Here is a 17596-nt window from a genome sequence, read left to right as displayed (position 1 = left end):
GTCAGGCTTCCGGGACGAGAAATACCGCTGCCATGGGCGGGAGGATGAGGTTGAGCTGTTGATCTTCAGAGGCATGGACCTGGCCGACGTTGCCGACATTGCTGCCGCCATAATGCGAGGAGTCGGAATTGAAGACTTCCCGCCATGTGCCGCCGAGCGGCACGCGGACCCGGTAATTGTAATACACGTTGGGCGAAAAGTTCACGACCACGACGCAGCGAGCCCGCTCATCGAAGCCCTTTCTCACCCAGGCGAAGACATTGCGGTCGGCATCGTCCGTGATCAGCCAGTCAAAACCCTCCGGCTCGCAATCCCGCTCATGCAAAGCGGGCTGATTGCGATAGAGATGGTTGAGGTCGCGGATCAGCGCCTGGATGCCGGCATATTTTGGGTCGCCGAGCAGGTGCCAATCGAGCGAGGAATCGTGATTCCACTCGCGCTCCTGGGCGATCTCGCAGCCCATGAACAACAGCTTCTTGCCCGGATGTCCGAACATGAAGCTGTAATAGGCGCGCAGATTGGCGAAGCGTTGCCAATCGTCGCCGGGCATGCGGCCGAGGATCGAGCGCTTGCCGTGCACGACCTCGTCATGCGACAGCGGCAGGATGAAGTTTTCTGAAAAGGCGTAGTGCAGGCCGAACAGGATCTCGCCGTGGTGATATTTGCGGTGGATCGGATCCTTGCCGACATAGCGCAAGGTGTCGTGCATCCAGCCCATGTTCCACTTGTAGCCGAAACCGAGCCCGCCGATGTCGACCGGGCGCGACACCTGCGGCCAGGCGGTCGATTCCTCGGCGGCCGTGGTCGCCTGCGGGAAATGGCCGAACACCTCGATATTGGTTCGCCGCAGAAACTCGATCGCCTCCAGGTTCTCCCGCCCGCCATACTTGTTCGGGATCCAGCCGCCGGACGGACGGCTGTAGTCGAGATAGAGCATCGAGGCGACGGCGTCGACGCGCAAGCCGTCGATGCCGTAGCGCTCCAGCCAGAACAGCGCGTTCGAGCGCAGGAAATTGGCCACTTCGGTGCGGCCGTAATTGTAGATCAGGGTGCCCCAATCGAGATGGCGGCCCTGCATCGGGTTGGCGTGCTCGTACAGCGCCGTGCCGTCGAAATGGCCGAGGCCGTGCGGATCATCGGGGAAATGTCCGGGCACCCAGTCCAGCCAGACCGCCAGTCCCTCGCGGTGGCAGGCGTCCACCAGGGCACAGAAATCCTCCGGGCTGCCGAAGCGGCTGGTCGGGGCGAACAGGCCGGTCGGCTGATAGCCCCAGGAGCCGTCGAACGGGTGCTCGCTGACCGGCAGAAATTCGATATGCGTAAAACCCATGTCTCGCGCATAGGCCGGCAACTGCTCGGCCAGCTCGCGATAGGTGAGCCATTGGTTGTTGTCCTTGCGCCGCCAGGACCCGAGATGCACCTCGTAGATCGAAACCGGCCTGTCCAGCTTGTTGATGTCCGAGGGGGCCGGCCGCGGTCGCGGCAGGCGCGTTTCGTCGACGACGATGGATGCCGTCTTGGGACGCATCTCGGCCGCGAACGCCATCGGGTCCGATTTCAGCGGCAGGTGCTCGCCCTGCGGGCCGATAATGTCGAACTTGTAGTGATCCCCGGCTTTGGCTCGGGGAATGAACAGCTCCCAATAGCCGTTGCCCCGCACCCGCATCGGGTGACGCCGCGCATTCCAGAAGTTGAAATCGCCGACCACGCTGACACGACGCGCGTTCGGCGCCAGCACCACGAAGCCCACCCCGTCGACGCCGTCGAGCACCATCGGGTGGGCGCCGAGCTTGTCGTAGAGCCGCTCGTGGTTGCCTTCGCCGAGCAGATGCAGGTCGAAATCGGTCAGGATCGGCAGGAAGCGATAGGGGTCCTCGAGGTCGGTGACGTGATCGCCGAACGTCGCCCGCAGCCGATAGCGCTGCGGCCCCGACATGGTCCCGGTGAACAGGCCGGCGTCATGGATCCGTGCAAGCGGTGCCACCTCGCCATTGTCTCCGACGGCCTCGACGCGCGAGGCCTCGGGCAGGAACGCGCGGATCACGGTCCGGCCGTCGACGTCGTGTTGACCGAGATAGCGAAACGGGTCGGCATGCCGACCTTCGATGATCGCAAACGCCTCGGGAGAAAGATGGGTCATGAGGACTCGCTGGCAGGTGCTGGTACGGACAGGACGCGAAGCAGGTTGCCCAGCGCGACGCGTAGCCAGTCCGGCCGGTGAGCGAGGTCATATTCCAGTGCGCCGAGCGCTTTTTCCAGCAGGAAAAAGCTCAGGAGCGCCTCTGCGGTGTGCGGATCGTCAGGCCAAAGGCCCTGGGCGGCCTTGATCTCGCGATAACCTGCCAAGAACGCGGCGCTGGCCTGGTCGCGCCAGTCCGCCAAGGCCGTGGTCAGCTTGCTGTGATCGTCGGGGGCGGCCTGCAGGGCGTGATCGAGCGCAACACGGACCGAGCAGTCGATCGAGCGCAGGAAGCCTGCGATATCTTTCGCCGGCGGCGCCTTGCGGCGACGCTCGGCCAGCGGCTGCTCCTCGTCGCCATCGAAATCAATGATGAAGATGTCATCCTTGACGATCAGGATCTGGCCGAGATGAAAATCGCCATGCAGGCGGATATCGCAGCCGCCGACGTGGTGCGGGATCAGATGGCTCAGCCGCTCGGACAATTCGCCGCGCCTGGCGAGCACCTGATCGATGAGGCCGCGTTCCGGGTCCTTGAAGTGGTCGCGCCGCTCGATCAGTCGGGCAAGGACCCGGTTGGCCTGGGCGCGAAGCCGGTCGATCCAATGATCGAGGCTGTCGGCTGTGGTCGGCTCGGGGGCAAAATCGGCGATGTCGTTGCGGGATGCCAGGGCCGCATGCAACTCGCCGACCCGTCGGCCCGCCTGAGTCATATAGCGCAGATAGGGGGAGCGCTCCTCGTTCTGCCGCTCGTCGCCTTGGGCGGTGAACACCCGCTGGTCGTCGATGTAGCGATCGAGATAGGCCAAGGTGACGGTCCAGCCGTCGCCCTGGTTCTCGATGAAGCCATGAACGCTGCCGATCGTGCGGCGCTCGTCGTCCTGGATGAACTCGACGCTGCCGAGCAATGGCGGCACGTTGGCGAAGCCGACAGTCTCGGTCAGGAAATGGCCGACGTCGATCTCTGGGTGAACGCCTGCCTCGAGTTCACGGTGGATCTTGATGAAGTAGTCGTTGTTGACGACCGCCTTGCTGCTGCAGCGATCGGTCTCGATGATGCGAACCTGCTCGGACTCGCTGATCGGCCGGTCGGGGAATTTCGAGGTCGGACGAAATTCGAGGCGCAGCCCGTCTTCCTCCACGGTCAGCGACTGCCGGAGATTGCGCAGCAGCAGAGCGAGAAAGATCGGGCTGGTCGCGGCATCCAGTACGGTGCCTTCACGCGCGCCCTGGCGCACGGCGGCAAACGCCTGCGGATTGTAGCGCTCGCGATCGAAGCGAACCCAGTCGATCCACATCGGCAGCAGATAGCGCAGCTCGTCCTTGCGTTCAGCGGCCTTGAAGAAGATCAGCCAGGGGCGGTTGTCGCCGATGTCACAGAACGGAATGGCGGATGTCAGCGTCGGGTGGATCGCATCGGCCGACCGTTCCGGATACCAACGCGTGCGCGCCAGATGTCCGGGCAGCACATCACGTTCGAACAGGCTCCGCGTGCGCGCCAGCGAGACCCAGGTCGACCCGACGGGAACCACCAGCGTCTCGAACTCCGGCACGGCGCGCTGGACCACCGGTTCGGACTTCTCCCGCTCGCGCAGCTGAAACCAGTAGAATCCGTACGGCGCCAGCGTGATCATATAAGGCAGCTCGCCGATCGCGGGGAAACGCGACCGGCCCAGCATTTCGATCGGCACCCGGTCCTTGAAGGCCGAGAGGTCGAGCTCCGTCGCCTGCGCCGACCGCGACAGATTGGCGACGCAGAGAATGACTTCGTCCTTGTATTGCCGGACATAGGCCAGCACGGAGCGGTTGGCCGGGCGGATGAAGCTCATGGTGCCACGGCCAAAGGCGGGCGTCGATTTGCGCACCGAGATCAGCTTCTTGGTCGCATTCAACAGCGACGACAGGCTGCGCGACTGCGCCTCGACATTGACGGCCTCGTAGCCGTAGACCGGATCCATGATCATCGGCGCATACAGCCGGGCCGGGTCGGCGCGCGAGAAGCCGCCATTGCGGTCCGGCGTCCACTGCATCGGCGTGCGCACGCCGTTGCGGTCGCCGAGATAGATGTTGTCGCCCATGCCGATCTCGTCGCCGTAATAGATGATCGGCGTGCCCGGGAACGACATCAGCAGCGAGTTCATCAGCTCGATCTTGCGCCGGTCATTGTCCATCAGCGGCGCGAGGCGCCGGCGGATGCCGACATTGATGCGCGCGCGCGGATCGTTGGCATAGGTCGACCACAGATAATCGCGCTCGACGTCGGTGACCATTTCCAAGGTCAGTTCGTCATGGTTGCGCAGGAACAGCGCCCATTGACAGGTCGCGGGAATATCCGGCGTCTGGCGCAGGATGTCGGTGATCGGGAAGCGGTCCTCCTGCGCGATGGCCATGTAGATGCGCGGCATCAGCGGGAAGTGGTAGGCCATGTGGCATTCGTCGCCATGGCCGAAATATTCCTGCACATCCTCCGGCCATTGATTGGCTTCCGCCAGCAGCAGCTTGTCCTTGGCATAGTTGTCGAGCTCGACGCGCAGACGCTTGATGATCGCATGCGTCTCGGGGAGGTTCTCGTTGTTGGTGCCGTCACGCTCGCAGAGATAGGGGATCGCGTCGAGCCGGAAGCCATCGACCCCGGCATCGAGCCAGCGCTTCATCACCTGGATGATCGCGCTCACCACTCGCGGATTGTCGAAATTCAGATCCGGCTGGTGCGAGAAGAAGCGATGCCAGTAGAACTGGCCGGCTTCGGGGTCCCAGGTCCAGTTCGACTTCTCGGTGTCGGTGAAGATGATCCGTGTGCCCAGATATTTCTGGTCGGTGTCGCTCCAGACATACCAGTTGCGGGCGCTGGATCCCGGCGGGCTGCGCCGGGCGCGCTTGAACCAATGGTGCTGGTCGGATGTGTGATTGACGACGAGCTCGGTGATGACGCGCAAACCCCGGCGCTGGGCCTCCTGGATGAAGCGCTTGAAGTCCTTCATCGTGCCGAAATCTGGATTGATGCTGCCGTAATCGGCGATGTCATAGCCGTCGTCGCGCCCAGGGGAGGGATAGAACGGCAGCAGCCACAACGCGGTGACCCCGAGATCCTGGAGATAATCCAGCTTTTCGGTCAGGCCGACAAAATCGCCGATGCCGTCATTGTTGCTGTCGGCGAACGCCTTGACATGCAGCTGGTAGATGATCGCGTCCTTGTACCAAAGGCCGTCGCCATCGGTCGCGGTCTGGAGGTTGGGAGCGTCCAGGGATGACATCAGGTTCATGAAGCCCTCGCCTAGGAGAGAGGATGACGAATCGGCTGCGATTCGGAGGGCCGATGACCCTGACCGAAGCGGCTCTCCTCAAAAGAGGGCAGAATAGGGGACAAAGCGTCGCGAGGGATGACGCTTTCGGACGGGGGCGCAAATTTGTTCACGGTGATGCCATTGACAAGAAATCGTCGTCCCGGTTCGCTAGGCCCCGAAACAACCTCCTTACAAAGCGGCAAGCCTCGTTTGGTTCCCGAAGGAACGACGGCAGACGCGCTGCGTTAGGGGCTTATCCTCTTGCCGTCCCACAACAATTTCACGACGTACGGTCTCCTTACGTCCAGATCGCGTGCCGAATGGATCTCTTCAGCCAAGCTCATAGTCTCGGAATCCTGACAGAATTCTACGACGGTCAGGGGCAGCGCCGCGTCACCGATGAAGCGGCGCTCAAAATCATCGTCGAGGCCTTCCCGAGGCCGACGCCGCACCGACTCCTGAACGACGCCGTGGTGATTCGGGCGGGGCAGCCCGCGCGCAGCCGCCTCAACGAGGCGGCCCAGCTGCCGGTCAGATGGACGATCAAGCGTGGCGATGTCGAGGCCGCCAGCGGCGAGACGCAGGATGGGCTGCTTGAATGGCCGGCCGACCTTGCGGTGGGCAGCTATCGCGTCCAGCTGACCGATGCGTCCTCGTGTCGCGAGGACTTGCCGCTTTTGGTCGCGCCCGGCCAGGCATTCTCGGGCGATTTCGATCGTGTCTGGCTGCTGGCGGTGCAGCTTTACGGCATCCGCTCCCGGCGCAATTGGGGCATGGGCGATTTCACCGATCTCGCGCATCTGATCGAGCTCTGCGCCAAACTGGGCGCTGACGGCGTCGGTCTCAATCCGCTGCATGCGTTGTTCGACGACCGGTCGGGCGATTTCAGCCCTTATGCGCCGAACAGCCGGCTGTTCCTCAACGCGCTTTATGTCGATGTCGAGCAGGCGCCCGGGTTCCGGAACGGCCCGGACAGCAAGACGCTGGAGGCGCTGCGACAGAGCGAGTTGGTCGACTACAAGGGCGTGGCGGCGTTGAAATGGCCGGCCTTGCGCGCCGCCTTCGACCGATTCCTGGCCGCACCCGACAGCGCTGACGCGGCGGAGTTCAAGGCCTATCGCGCCGAGCGTGGCGATCTGCTGGCGCGGTTCACCTGTTTCGAGGTGTTGCGGCACCGGTTCCAGCAGCCCTGGTGGGAATGGCCGGAGGAATGGCGGCAACCTGACGCAGCACGCTGCGCGGCGCTGCTCAATGGTCCGGATCGCCGCGAGGCCGATTTCGTCGCCTATGTCCAATGGCTGGCCGAGCGGCAGCTGCGCCATTGCAAGGATCTCGCGCACCGGCTGGGCATGAAGGTCGGGCTCTATCTCGATGTCGCGGTCGGCGTTCAGTCCGACGGCTTCGATGCCTGGAACGAGCAGGGCGCGATTTCACGGACCTTGTCGGTCGGCGCGCCGCCCGATCCGTTGAATACGGTCGGGCAGAACTGGGGCCTGGCGGGTTTCAACGCCCCGGGCCTGGAATTGAAGAACTTCGAGCCGTTCCGGGAGATGGTGCGGGCGTCAATGCGGCATGCCGGGGCGATCCGGCTGGACCATGTGCTCGGCCTGAAGCGGCTCTATCTGGTGCCGCACGGATTTCCGGCCAAGCAGGGCGCCTACGTCCAGATGCCGTTCGAGGCACTGCTCGCCGCCACAGCGATCGAAAGCGTGGCCAACCAATGCGTCGTCATCGGCGAGGACCTCGGCACCGTTCCCGAAGGTTTTCGCGAGCAGATGGCCGATTGGGGTCTGTGGTCCTACAAGGTGATGATCTTCGAGCGCGACGACAATGGGCGCTTCCGCGACGTCGATTATTACCCGCCGAATGCCCTGGTGACGCTGAACACGCACGACCTCTCGACCTATGCCGGCTGGCGCTCGTTCGGTGATCTCCGGACCAAGCGCGGCTTGGGCATCGATCCCGGCGAGAGCGACGAGGATCGCTGGCGCGCCCTCGGCTATTGGGACGAGGTGCTGCGCGACAATGGCATTGCAGCCAATGACGTCCATTCCGCGATCAGGTTTCTGTCGCGAACGCGCTCGCGGCTGCTGGCGATCTCGCTCGAGGACCTGCTCGAGGTCGTCGACCAGCCCAACATTCCCGGTACCATCGACGAGCATCCGAACTGGCGCCGCAAGATGCCGGTCGCCATCGAGGACATCGCCGCGACGGCGGGCATTGATGCCTTGAAATCCGCGACCGCCGAACGGATCAGCGCGGCCCGCGTTTAGAGAACGGGATATCGGGCGGGGGCATGTGCATGCGGATGTGGAATGCCCTGCAGGATCGAAGATTATGCGCTGATCGGCGATTGTGAGACGGCTGCGCTTGTCAGCCGCAATGGCTCGATCGATTGGCTGTGCTGGCCGGCGTTCGATTCGGACGCGTGTTTCGCGGCTCTTCTCGGCGATCGCGGCCATGGCCGTTGGCTGATCGAACCGCGGGACGAGGTCCGCGCGGTGTCGCGCCGCTATCGTGGCGACAGCCTCATCCTCGAAACCCGCTTCGAGACCCCGGCTGGCATCGTCGAACTGATCGACTTCATGCCGCCGCGCGGCAGCGCCTCCGACGTCGTCCGTCTGGTTCGCGGTGTGTCCGGACGGGTCGCGATGCGGATGGACCTGATCATCCGTTTCGGGTTTGGTGTCGAGATCCCCTGGGTCCGGCGGACCGAGGACCGCTCCGCGCTGTTCGCGGTGTGCGGACCTGACATGGCCGTGCTGCATACGCCGGTCGAGACGCGCGGCGAGAGCATGACGACGGTCGCCGAATTCGAGGTCACGGCCGGCGACACCATTCCCTTCGTGCTGACCTATGGCCCGTCGCATCTGCCGCCGCCCAAGGCGATCGACCCCGAACAGGCCCTTGCCGACACCGAGGCCTTCTGGACCGACTGGTCGAGCCGTTGCAGCTACCGCGGCGACCATCGTGACCTCGTGATGCGCTCGCTGATCACGCTGAAGGCCCTGACTTATGCCCCAACGGGGGGCATCGTTGCTGCGCCGACGACGTCCTTGCCGGAGAAGCTCGGCGGCAGGCGCAATTGGGACTATCGCTTCTGCTGGCTGCGCGACGCCACGTTCACGCTGCTGGCGCTGATGAACTCGGGCTATACCGAGGAAGCACTGGCCTGGCACAATTGGCTGCTGCGCGCGGCCGCCGGCGCTCCCGCCCATATGCAGATCATGTATGGCATCATGGGGCAGCGGCGGCTGACGGAATGGCAGGCCGAATGGCTGCCCGGCTATGAAGGCTCGCTGCCGGTCCGGATCGGCAATGCCGCCCATGCGCAGCTTCAGCTCGACGTCTATGGCGAGCTCATCGATGCGTTTCATCAGGCGCGCATGACCAAGCTGCGGCTGCAGGATGGCACCTGGGCGCTCGAATGCGCCGTGCTCGACCATCTCACCGACGTCTGGGATCAACCCGATCACGGCATCTGGGAGCGTCGTGGCGATGGCCGGCACTACGTTTTCTCGAAGGTGATGACCTGGGTGGCGTTCGACCGCGCGATCAAGAGCGCCGAGCGGTTCCAGCTGAACGCGCCGCTCGAACGCTGGCAACGGCTGCGCGACACGATTCATCGCGATGTCTGCGACAAGGGCTACGACGCCGGTGTCGGCAGCTTCGTCGATTCCTACGGATCGCAACTGCTCGATGCGAGCCTGCTGCTGTTGCCCGCGGTCGGCTTCCTGCCATGCTCCGATCCGCGCATCCGCAACACCATCGCAGCGATCGAGCGGCACCTGATCCGCGACGGGCTGGTGATGCGGCACGATCCGCGCGAGGCCCCGTCGGATGAGCAGCAGCCGATCGAAGGCGCGTTCCTCGCTTGCACGCTATGGCTCGCCGATGCGCATGTGCTCGCCGGTGACATCGCGAAGGCGGAGACGCTGTTCCAGCGGGTGGTCGACATCGCCAATGACGTCGGCCTGCTCGCGGAGGAGTACGACACGCAGGCGCGCCGGCAGACCGGCAACTTCCCCCAGGCGCTGACGCATATCGCGCTGATCAACACGGCGCAGAATCTGAGCGGCGCCAAGAAGGCCGAACACAAGCCGGCCAAGCAGCGGTCGGAGGCCTGACGCGGGGTCGCGCGCTAATCTTGCACGTTCTCCGCCACGATCATCTCCATCGCATTGGCGAAGCCTTCGTCCTGGTTGGAGGTGGTGACCCGCGTGGCGTGGCTCTTGACCTCGTCGCTGGCATTGCCCATCGCAATCGACAGCCCGCTGACCTCGAACATCGCGACGTCATTGTGCATATCGCCGATGGTGGCGACCTGGCTGAGCGGTATGCCGAGCCGCGCAGCCATGGCGGTGACGAAGGTGCCCTTGTTGCGGCCCGGCGGGGTAATGTCGAGATAATAGCTCTGCGAGCGCACGGCGGTTGCTTCGGTCCCCAACAGCTCCCGCATCTCGCCTTCGCAGCGGGCGAGCAGGTCGAAATCGCGGCTCGAACCGACGATCTTGCAGGCCTTGGCCAAATACGGCGAGAAGTCGCTGGTGATGGTCGGATCTGCCCGGATGGCGCGCTGCTCGTTCGGCACGTAATCGCCGGCCGCGTTGCGCGTCAGCCAGGCATCGCTGGTGAACACCCAGATATCGATGCCGCGCTGCTGGAGCAGATCGACGCAGCGCGCGGCGGCCCCGGCGGGAATCAGGCTCTGTTCGAGCGGACGCATCGCGGGATCGATGATCGAACTGCCGTTGAACGGCCCGACCGGCAGGTCGATCTGCAAGGGCGCGATCAGAAAACCCATGCCGATGGCCGGACGGCTGGAGGTGATCGTGAAGGCGATGCCGGCCTCGCGCAACTGCCGGGCTGCCTTGGCCGCGCGTTCGGTCAGAACCTTGTCCTTGGTCAATAGCGTGCCGTCGACGTCGGACACGACGAGAGCGATGCGGGTCATGAGCCGTTCCGTTCGCAGTCAGGGCGGTCCTGACCGATGTGAAGCTGTTGCAGGATATCGTCGACGATGGTCTCGACCGGCGCGTCGACCGAGACCGTGACAGGATGCTCGTCGACGCCCGGTGGTTCCAGCGTCGCGAATTGGCTGTCGAGCAGGCCGGTCGGCATGAAATGCCCTTTGCGGTGGCCCATCCTGTCGCCGATCAGCTCCCGATCCCCTTCGAGATAGACCAGCCGGACGTTGCCGCAATCGCCGACCAGGATCTTGCGATAAGCCTTCTTGAGCGCCGAGCAGGCGATGATGATGGGCTCACCCTGGGCGCGACAGCGCGCAATCTCGTCGGCGATCGCCTGCAGCCAGGGCCAGCGATCCGCGTCGGTGAGGGGCTGGCCCGCGCTCATCTTGGCGACATTGGCCGGCGGGTGGAAACTGTCGCCATCCTCGAAGCGCCAGCCGAGGCGCCGGCCGAGCGCTTGCCCGACCGTGCTCTTTCCTGAGCTTGAAACACCCATGACGATGAGCGCATGCGGAAGCCCGGGCGGTGATCGATCCGCCGCAGTCTCCGGCCACGCCGCCGCATCGATGAGGAACGTCGTCTCATGGGTCGAGCGGGCGCGATTGGCCGGCAGGTCCTCGCCGGCCAGCACCCGGGTCAGGATCGGTTGCTTGTCGGCGCCCGCCACCTCGAACAGCATGGTGCGGCAGGAGGCGAGGGCCGGCAGTGTCAGGCTGACCCGCGGCACGAAGGGCGCGACATGGGCTTGGTCCACGCCCACCACCCAGCGGTCCCGGACCTCGACGGCGGGGTAGCCTGGAAACAGCGAGGCCACGTGGCCGTCGGGACCGATACCGAGCAGTACGACGTCGAACAAGGGCCGGGCCGGATCGAGCTGGTCGGCGCCGTAGAATGTGATCAGCTCGCGCGCATAGGCGTTCGCGCTGCGTTCGGGACTGCCCGTATCCGTGGGGATCGGATGGATATTGGCGGCGGGCGCGCAGGCATCAAGGAAGGCGTGGCGCGCCATGGTCATGTTGTGCAGGGCGTCGCCTGCCGGGACGAACCGTTCGTCGCCGATGAACCAGTGCACGCGCGGCCAGGGGATGCGGTCGCGATAGGCCTGCGTCGCCAGCAGCTCGTAGAGCTGCTTGGGACTCGAGCCGCCGGTCAGGCAGATCGCGATCCGGCCGGCATTTTCGGCGATCCGCGCCAGCAGGAGATCGGCGCCAGTCCGCGCCATCGCCGCCTTGTCGGCGACGCGCACCAGTTCGGGAGAGGGCGGGCCCATGGCTTTAGGCCAGCTTTCGCCAACTGCGGCCGTCGCGCGCGAGCAGATCGGCTGCCGCCTTGGGCCCTTCGCTTCCCGCTTCGTACGTATGCAGACCGTCGCGGCCGGCCTTCTTCCAGGCTTCGATGAACGGCTCCACGGCCTTCCAGCCGGCCTCGACGCTGTCGGCGCGCTGGAACAGGATGTTGTCGCCGATCATGCAGTCATAGATCAGCGTCTCGTAGCCGGTGGCGGGCTCGGCCTGGAAATAGTCCTTGTAGTTGAACTTCATCTGCACGCCGTCGGTGCGGATGGTCGGGCCGGGGATCTTGGTGTTGAACTGCAAGGTGATGCTCTGGGTCGGCTCGATGCCGATGACGAGATAGTTCTCCGCCAGCGTGTCGATCGGCGTGCAGCTGAACATCGCGAACGGCGCCTGGCGGAATTTGATCGCGACCTCGGTGCGCTTGGCGCCCAGCGCCTTGCCGGTGCGCAGATAGAACGGCACGCCCGCCCAGCGCCAATTATCGATGGTCAGCTTCAGCGCCGCATAGGTCTCGGTCGCGCTGTCGGCGCTCACGTCCTTGGTGTTGCGATAGTCGGGCAGTTCGGTGTCGCCCACCAGCCCTGCCTTGTATTGGCCGCGCACGGAGTTCAGCAGCGCTTCCTGCTCGCTGAGCGGCTGGATGGCCGAGAGCACCTCCGCCTTTTCGGACCGCACGGTGTGCGCATCGAAGCGTGCGGGCGGCTCCATCGCGACCAGCGAGAGCAGCTGGAACAGATGGTTTGGCACCATGTCGCGCAGCGCGCCGGTGGCGTCATAGAAACTGCCGCGGGTGCCGACGCCGAGCTTCTCCTCGACGGTGATCTGCACGTGATCGATGTGATGCCTGTTCCAGATCGGCTCGAACATGCCGTTGGCGAAGCGCAGCACCAGGATGTTCTGCACCGTCTCTTTGCCGAGATAGTGATCGATCCGATAGATCTGGTGCTCGGTCACGAGCTCGAGCAACTGATCGTTGAGTTTTTTCGCCGACGCCAGATCGGTGCCGAACGGCTTTTCGACCACCAGGCGGCGCCAGGCCTTGCCGTCCTCCTTCAACAGCCCGACGCGGCCGAGCTGCTGCGCGATCGGCGCGAAGGCGGCAGGCGGCGTCGCCAGATAGAACAGCCGGTTGCCATGGGTCTCCCGCGCGGCCTCCAGCTTCTCCAGTCGCTCCTTCAACTGATCGAAACTGTCCGGCTCCTTCGGATCGGCTTCGATCGCGGTCACGCATTGCAGCAGGCGCTGGGCGATCTCGTCCTCGACCGGACGCGTCGCGTATTTGCGCAGGCCCTCCATCAGATTGACGCGCAGCTGCTCGCTCGACATGCCCTTGCGGGCGATGCCGACGATGCAGAACCGATCCGGCAGCAGATTTCCGGCGGCGAGATTGTACAGCGACGGCAGGACCAGGCGATGGGTGAGGTCGCCGGTCACGCCGAAGATCACGAAGGCGCAGGCGTCGGGCTTCTGGTGAGGCGGCTGGTGCGGATGCAAGGGAGTCACGCGCGGTCCGCCTTCGGTTTGACGATCTCCGGCGCGCTCTGCCGCGCTGGATCGGGATGCTGCTCGGGCTCCTTATGTCCGCCGAAGCCCTCGCGCATGGCTGACAGAATCTTCTCCGCGAAGGTATGCTCCTGGCGGGAGCGGAAGCGGGCGAACAGCGCCGCGGTCAGCACCTCGGCCGGGACGGCCTCGTCGATCGCGGCATTCACCGTCCAGCGGCCCTCGCCGGAATCCTCGACATAGCCGGAATATTTGTCCAGTCCCGGCTGGCGCGCCAGCGCGCTTGCCGTGAGGTCGAGCAGCCAGGACGGAATGACGCTGCCGCGGCGCCAGACCTCGGCGACATCGGCGAGATCGAAGTTGAAGCGATGCGCCTCGGGCAGCGCCTCGCTGTTCGCATTCCTCAGAATGTCGAAGCCTTCCGCATAGGCCTGCATCAGACCGTATTCGATGCCATTATGGATCATCTTGACGAAATGGCCAGCGCCGGTGGGGCCGGCATGGATGTAGCCCTGCTCGACGCGCGGATCGCGTCCGTCACGGCCCGGTGTGCGCGGGATGTCGCCGATGCCGGGCGCCAGCGTGGCGAAGATCGGATCGAGCCGGTCGACCACCGCCTTGTCGCCGCCGATCATCATGCAATAGCCGCGCTCAAGTCCCCAGACGCCGCCGGAGGTGCCGACGTCGACATAATGCAGCCCGCGTTCGCTGAGCGCCTTGCCGCGGCGGACGTCGTCCTGCCAGAAGCTGTTGCCGCCGTCGATGATCACGTCATCGGGGGCCATCAATTCGGTCAGTTGCTCGACGGTGGCTTCGGTGATCTTGCCGGCCGGCAGCATGATCCAGGCGTGGCGTGGTGCCGCGAGCTTGCCGACGAAGTCGTCCAGGCTCGCGGCGCCAGTGGCGCCTTCGGAGACCAACGCGGCGACCGCCTTGGCATCGCGATCATAGACCACGCAGGAATGTCCCGCGCGCATCAGGCGGCGAACGATGTTGCCGCCCATCCGCCCGAGACCAATCATTCCCAATTGCATCGATGCGGGCCCTTCCTAGCTCAGTGCTTCGGTGATGGCGCTGTCGAGCATCTTCAGGCCCGATTTGAGATTGCCCTTCAGGTGCACCCGCAATGCGCGCCGGCCGCGTTCGGTGAGGACATCGAAATCGCCGCGCGCTTGCGCTGCCTTGATCACGCCGAAGCTCGCCTTCTGGCCAGGGATCGGCAGATCCTGGGCATCATCGGCGGTGATCTGCAGAAACACGCCGCTGTCCGGTCCGCCCTTATAGGCCTGCCCGGTGGAGTGCAGGAAGCGTGGCCCGAACTCGGCGCAGGTGGCGAGGTGTTTGGCGTCGCGCAGCTTGAGCCTGATCCGTTGCAGGGCGTCGGTGTTGGCGCCATTGTGCTCGATATAGCCGAGCAGAGCGATGTAGTCGCCGTCGCTTGCGCGGCCGAGATGGGCCTTCAGCCAGGAGGCGAGCGTTCCGTCCGCGCCATGCTCGCGCAGGCTCTCGGCATTCTGCGCGTCCGTATAGAGCTCGCAGCCCTTGACCGAAATGACCGGCTCTTCGGCGGGAAGCGCGCCGGTCTGCTCGAACGCTGCCGTCAGCTCGCGGGTTTTGATCTTGGCGGATTCGACATCCGGCTGGTCGAACGGGTTGATGCCGAGCGCGGCGCCGGCGACGGCGGTCGCCATTTCCCAACGGAAGAACTCCTGCCCGAGCTGATCGATCGAGCTGATGACGATGCGGACCACCGGATGACCGGCGTCTTCCAGCGCGGCGAGCTTCGCGTTGTGATCGGGGATGTCGTCGCCCTCGACCCTGATGTCGATGAAGAAGCGGTCGCTGCCATAGTCGGCAGGATCGCCGATGGGCTCGCCATCGATCGGGATCAGGCCCTTGCCTTCCTTGCCGGTGGATTCCGCGATCAGCTGCTCTGCCCAGGCGCCGAAATCAGCGATCCTCGGCGAGGCGAAGATCGTCACCTTGTCGCGGCCGTCCAGGCCGGCAAGACCCATCGCCAGACCGAGCTGTACCCCGGGGTTCTGCAGCGGCGGCACGTCGGGGCCGCAGGAGCGCACCATCGCCTGCGCGTTGGTGACCAGCTTGCGCACGTTGATGCCGGCGGTGGCCGCCGGCACCAGGCCGAAGGGCGACAACACCGAGTAGCGGCCGCCGATCGAGGGCTCGCCGTGGAAGACGCGCGCGAAGCCTTGTGCTTTGGCTGCCTTCTCCAGCGATGAGCCGGGATCGGTGACGGCAATGAAGCGATGACCGGCCTTGTTTGCCCCGATCGCCTCGCTGACGCGGGCGAAGAAATAGTCCTTCATCGCATTCGGCTCGGTGGTGCCGCCGGATTTCGAGGAGACGATGAACACCGTCTTTGAAATATCGATGGCCTTTTCCATCGCGCGCACCTGCGCCGGGTCGGTGGAGTCGAGCACGTGCAGCCTGGGGAAGCCGGCCTTGCGCGGGAAGGTCCTGGCGAGCACCTCCGGCCCGAGGCTGGAGCCGCCCATGCCGAGCACGACGGCATCGGAGAATTTCTGCCCCTTCACGCGCAGGGCGTAATCTTCATAGTCGGCGATGTCGGCTTTCTCGACGCAGGTCAGCCAGCCCAGCCATTTGTGCTCGTCCTTGCCGGTCCAGACCGAGGAATCCTTGTGCCAGAGCCGGCGGATCTTGGCGGTCTTGCGCCAATCCTCGGTCGCGGCCTGGACCTTCTTGTCGAGATCAGCAGCAACCGCGATCGACTGCTGCCCAAGTCGCTCGCCGAGCACGGCTTCGCGCTTGTGCGCGACCGCGCCATAGAGCTTGTCGGCGGCGTCGGCGAACTGCTTGACGCCGTCGATCACCAGCTCCGCGGTGATCTCGTCGAGCGAGATGCCGGTCTTGGCCAGCGCTTCGAGCGCCGCCTGAGCCGCCTCGACGTCCTCCTCGAGGCTGTCGCGGACCTTGCCGTGGTCGCGGAAGGCGTCCAAGGTCGCCGGCGGCACGGTGTTGACGGTGTTGGGACCGATCAACTCCTCGACATAGAGAACGTCGCTGTAGTCCTTGTTCTTGGTGCCGGTGGAGGCCCAGAGCAGCCGCTGCGGCTTGGCGCCCTTGGCCGCCAGCCGCTCCCAGCGCGCACCGGAGAACAGGCGCTTGTAGTCCTGGTAGGCCATCTTGGCGTTGGCGATGGCGATCTTGCCCTTGAGCGCGGTCAGCCGCTCCTTCTCGGTCGGATCGTTGGCCTGCGCGATCTTCTCGTCGAGCTGCTTGTCGACGACGCTGTCGATGCGGCTGACGAAGAACGAGGCCACGCTAGCGACATGCGACGGATCGCCGCCATCGGCGACATACGCTTCGAGGCCGGCGAGATAGGCCTCGGCGACCTGCCGGTAGACCTCCTGCGCGAACAATAGCGTGATGTTGACGCTGATTCCCCGGGAGATCAGGTGCTGGATGGCCGGCAGGCAGGCCTCCGTCGCCGGCACCTTGATCATCAAGTTCCGCCGGTCGACCGCCTTCCACAGCTGCTCGGCTTCGGCGATCGTCCCCTTGGCGTCCATCGCCAGATAGGGCGATACTTCGAGGCTCACGAAGCCGTCATTGCCGTTGAAGCTGTCATAGACCGGCCGGAGAACGTCAGCGGCGTTCTGGATGTCTTCGACCGCGACCGCTTCGAACAGCTGCGTCGGGGAGCGGTCGCCGCCCTTCAAGGCTTTGGCAATGGGGGCGTCATATTCGTCCGAGCTGCCGATCGCCTTCTCGAAGATCGCCGGGTTGGAGGTGACGCCTTTGACGCCGTCCTCGTCGATCAGCCGCTTCAAGTCGCCCTTGGCGACAAAGCCGCGCGCGAGGAAATCGAGCCAGACCGCCTGGCCGTGTTGTTCGAGAGCTTTGACCGGGTTCATGATGCCTATCTATGTGCGTCGGCTTGCTTTTCTTGGGTTCCAGTCCCGGCATCGTGCCAGACCGACATGGACCTCATATGAACGACTATGCGTCACGTCTTCGGATAACGCCATTCATAATGGATTGATCCCTCTGAAATCCCAAGCGGATCTTGCTCGGAGGAGATTGCCGGGATAGGGGCTCAGGAGGGGGCGGCGCGCGGGCAATGTTGTCGCGCTCGGTGGGCTGGGTGAGCGGCGCAGCGCTTCCGGTCGCGAGGGGATCAGCGAATTGGCCACGTCTCGGGGCGGGCTCCGGACACTGCGCCTGAGGGTTCGCGAGAGCCGGGCTGACCTGTCGATGCCATTCGCATGGATTTCATTCAAATGGATGGTGACGCTTGGCGGCCGTTGCTCGGCGCTCCCCGGCGTTTCCGGCCGCGCCTGTATCACGATGGTCGCCCTTCGCCTTGCAACGCCACGCGCGTAC

9 protein-coding genes are annotated in these 17596 nt (G+C 64.7%); 2 read left to right on the top strand and 7 right to left on the bottom strand.

Annotated elements, in window-relative coordinates; genetic code table 11:
• Position 1 precedes the first annotated feature (1 nt).
• Together glgB and treS are read right to left on the bottom strand one after the other, a co-directional pair.
• On the bottom strand, positions 2–2140 hold the full coding sequence (gene glgB / locus HL671_RS34135; protein ID WP_172242720.1) for a 1,4-alpha-glucan branching protein GlgB: 2139 nt from the start codon (positions 2138–2140) through the stop codon (positions 2–4).
• The gene (gene treS, locus HL671_RS34130; protein ID WP_172242717.1) at positions 2137–5442 is read right to left on the bottom strand and encodes a maltose alpha-D-glucosyltransferase; all 3306 of its coding nucleotides are present in this window, start codon (positions 5440–5442) and stop codon (positions 2137–2139) included. Before treS ends, glgB begins: the two co-directional genes overlap by 4 nt.
• 341 nt (positions 5443–5783) lie before the next feature.
• Here treS and malQ point away from each other — a divergent pair, with 341 nt between their 5' ends.
• Positions 5784–7736: a 4-alpha-glucanotransferase gene (gene malQ / locus HL671_RS34125; protein WP_012046185.1), complete on the top strand. Its 1953-nt coding sequence runs from the start codon at positions 5784–5786 to the stop codon at positions 7734–7736.
• 42 nt (positions 7737–7778) lie between these two features.
• Complete coding sequence (locus HL671_RS34120) at positions 7779–9590, top strand: glycoside hydrolase family 15 protein (RefSeq protein WP_172242714.1); 1812 nt, start codon at positions 7779–7781, stop codon at positions 9588–9590.
• 14 nt (positions 9591–9604) lie between these two features.
• Here HL671_RS34120 and HL671_RS34115 read toward each other — a convergent pair whose 3' ends face one another.
• The 5 genes from HL671_RS34115 to HL671_RS34095 are packed head-to-tail and all read right to left on the bottom strand — an operon-like array spanning position 9605 to position 17127.
• Positions 9605–10417 carry a Cof-type HAD-IIB family hydrolase gene (locus HL671_RS34115; RefSeq protein ID WP_012046183.1) on the bottom strand — a complete coding sequence of 271 codons (813 nt, stop codon included), beginning with the start codon at positions 10415–10417 and terminating at the stop codon, positions 9605–9607.
• On the bottom strand, positions 10414–11703 hold the full coding sequence (gene pgl / locus HL671_RS34110) for a 6-phosphogluconolactonase (RefSeq protein WP_172242711.1): 1290 nt from the start codon (positions 11701–11703) through the stop codon (positions 10414–10416). Before pgl ends, HL671_RS34115 begins: the two co-directional genes overlap by 4 nt.
• Positions 11704–11707: 4 nt before the next feature.
• Entirely contained in the window at positions 11708–13231 is a 1524-nt protein-coding gene (zwf, locus tag HL671_RS34105) for a glucose-6-phosphate dehydrogenase (RefSeq protein ID WP_012046181.1), read from the bottom strand.
• The gene (gnd, locus tag HL671_RS34100; protein ID WP_172242708.1) at positions 13228–14265 is read right to left on the bottom strand and encodes a phosphogluconate dehydrogenase (NAD(+)-dependent, decarboxylating); all 1038 of its coding nucleotides are present in this window, start codon (positions 14263–14265) and stop codon (positions 13228–13230) included. The genes zwf and gnd overlap by 4 nt, the downstream gene beginning before the upstream one ends.
• A gap of 15 nt (positions 14266–14280) precedes the next feature.
• The gene (locus HL671_RS34095) at positions 14281–17127 is read right to left on the bottom strand and encodes a bifunctional transaldolase/phosoglucose isomerase (protein WP_172242705.1); all 2847 of its coding nucleotides are present in this window, start codon (positions 17125–17127) and stop codon (positions 14281–14283) included.
• Between the last annotated feature and the right edge of the window lie 469 nt (positions 17128–17596).

The sequence above is a fragment of the Bradyrhizobium denitrificans genome, from assembly GCF_013179005.1.
GTDB lineage: Bacteria > Pseudomonadota > Alphaproteobacteria > Rhizobiales > Xanthobacteraceae > Bradyrhizobium > Bradyrhizobium denitrificans.
The sequence above is the reverse complement of the archived record's forward strand: the minus strand, read 5'-3'. Positions and strand labels throughout refer to the sequence as shown.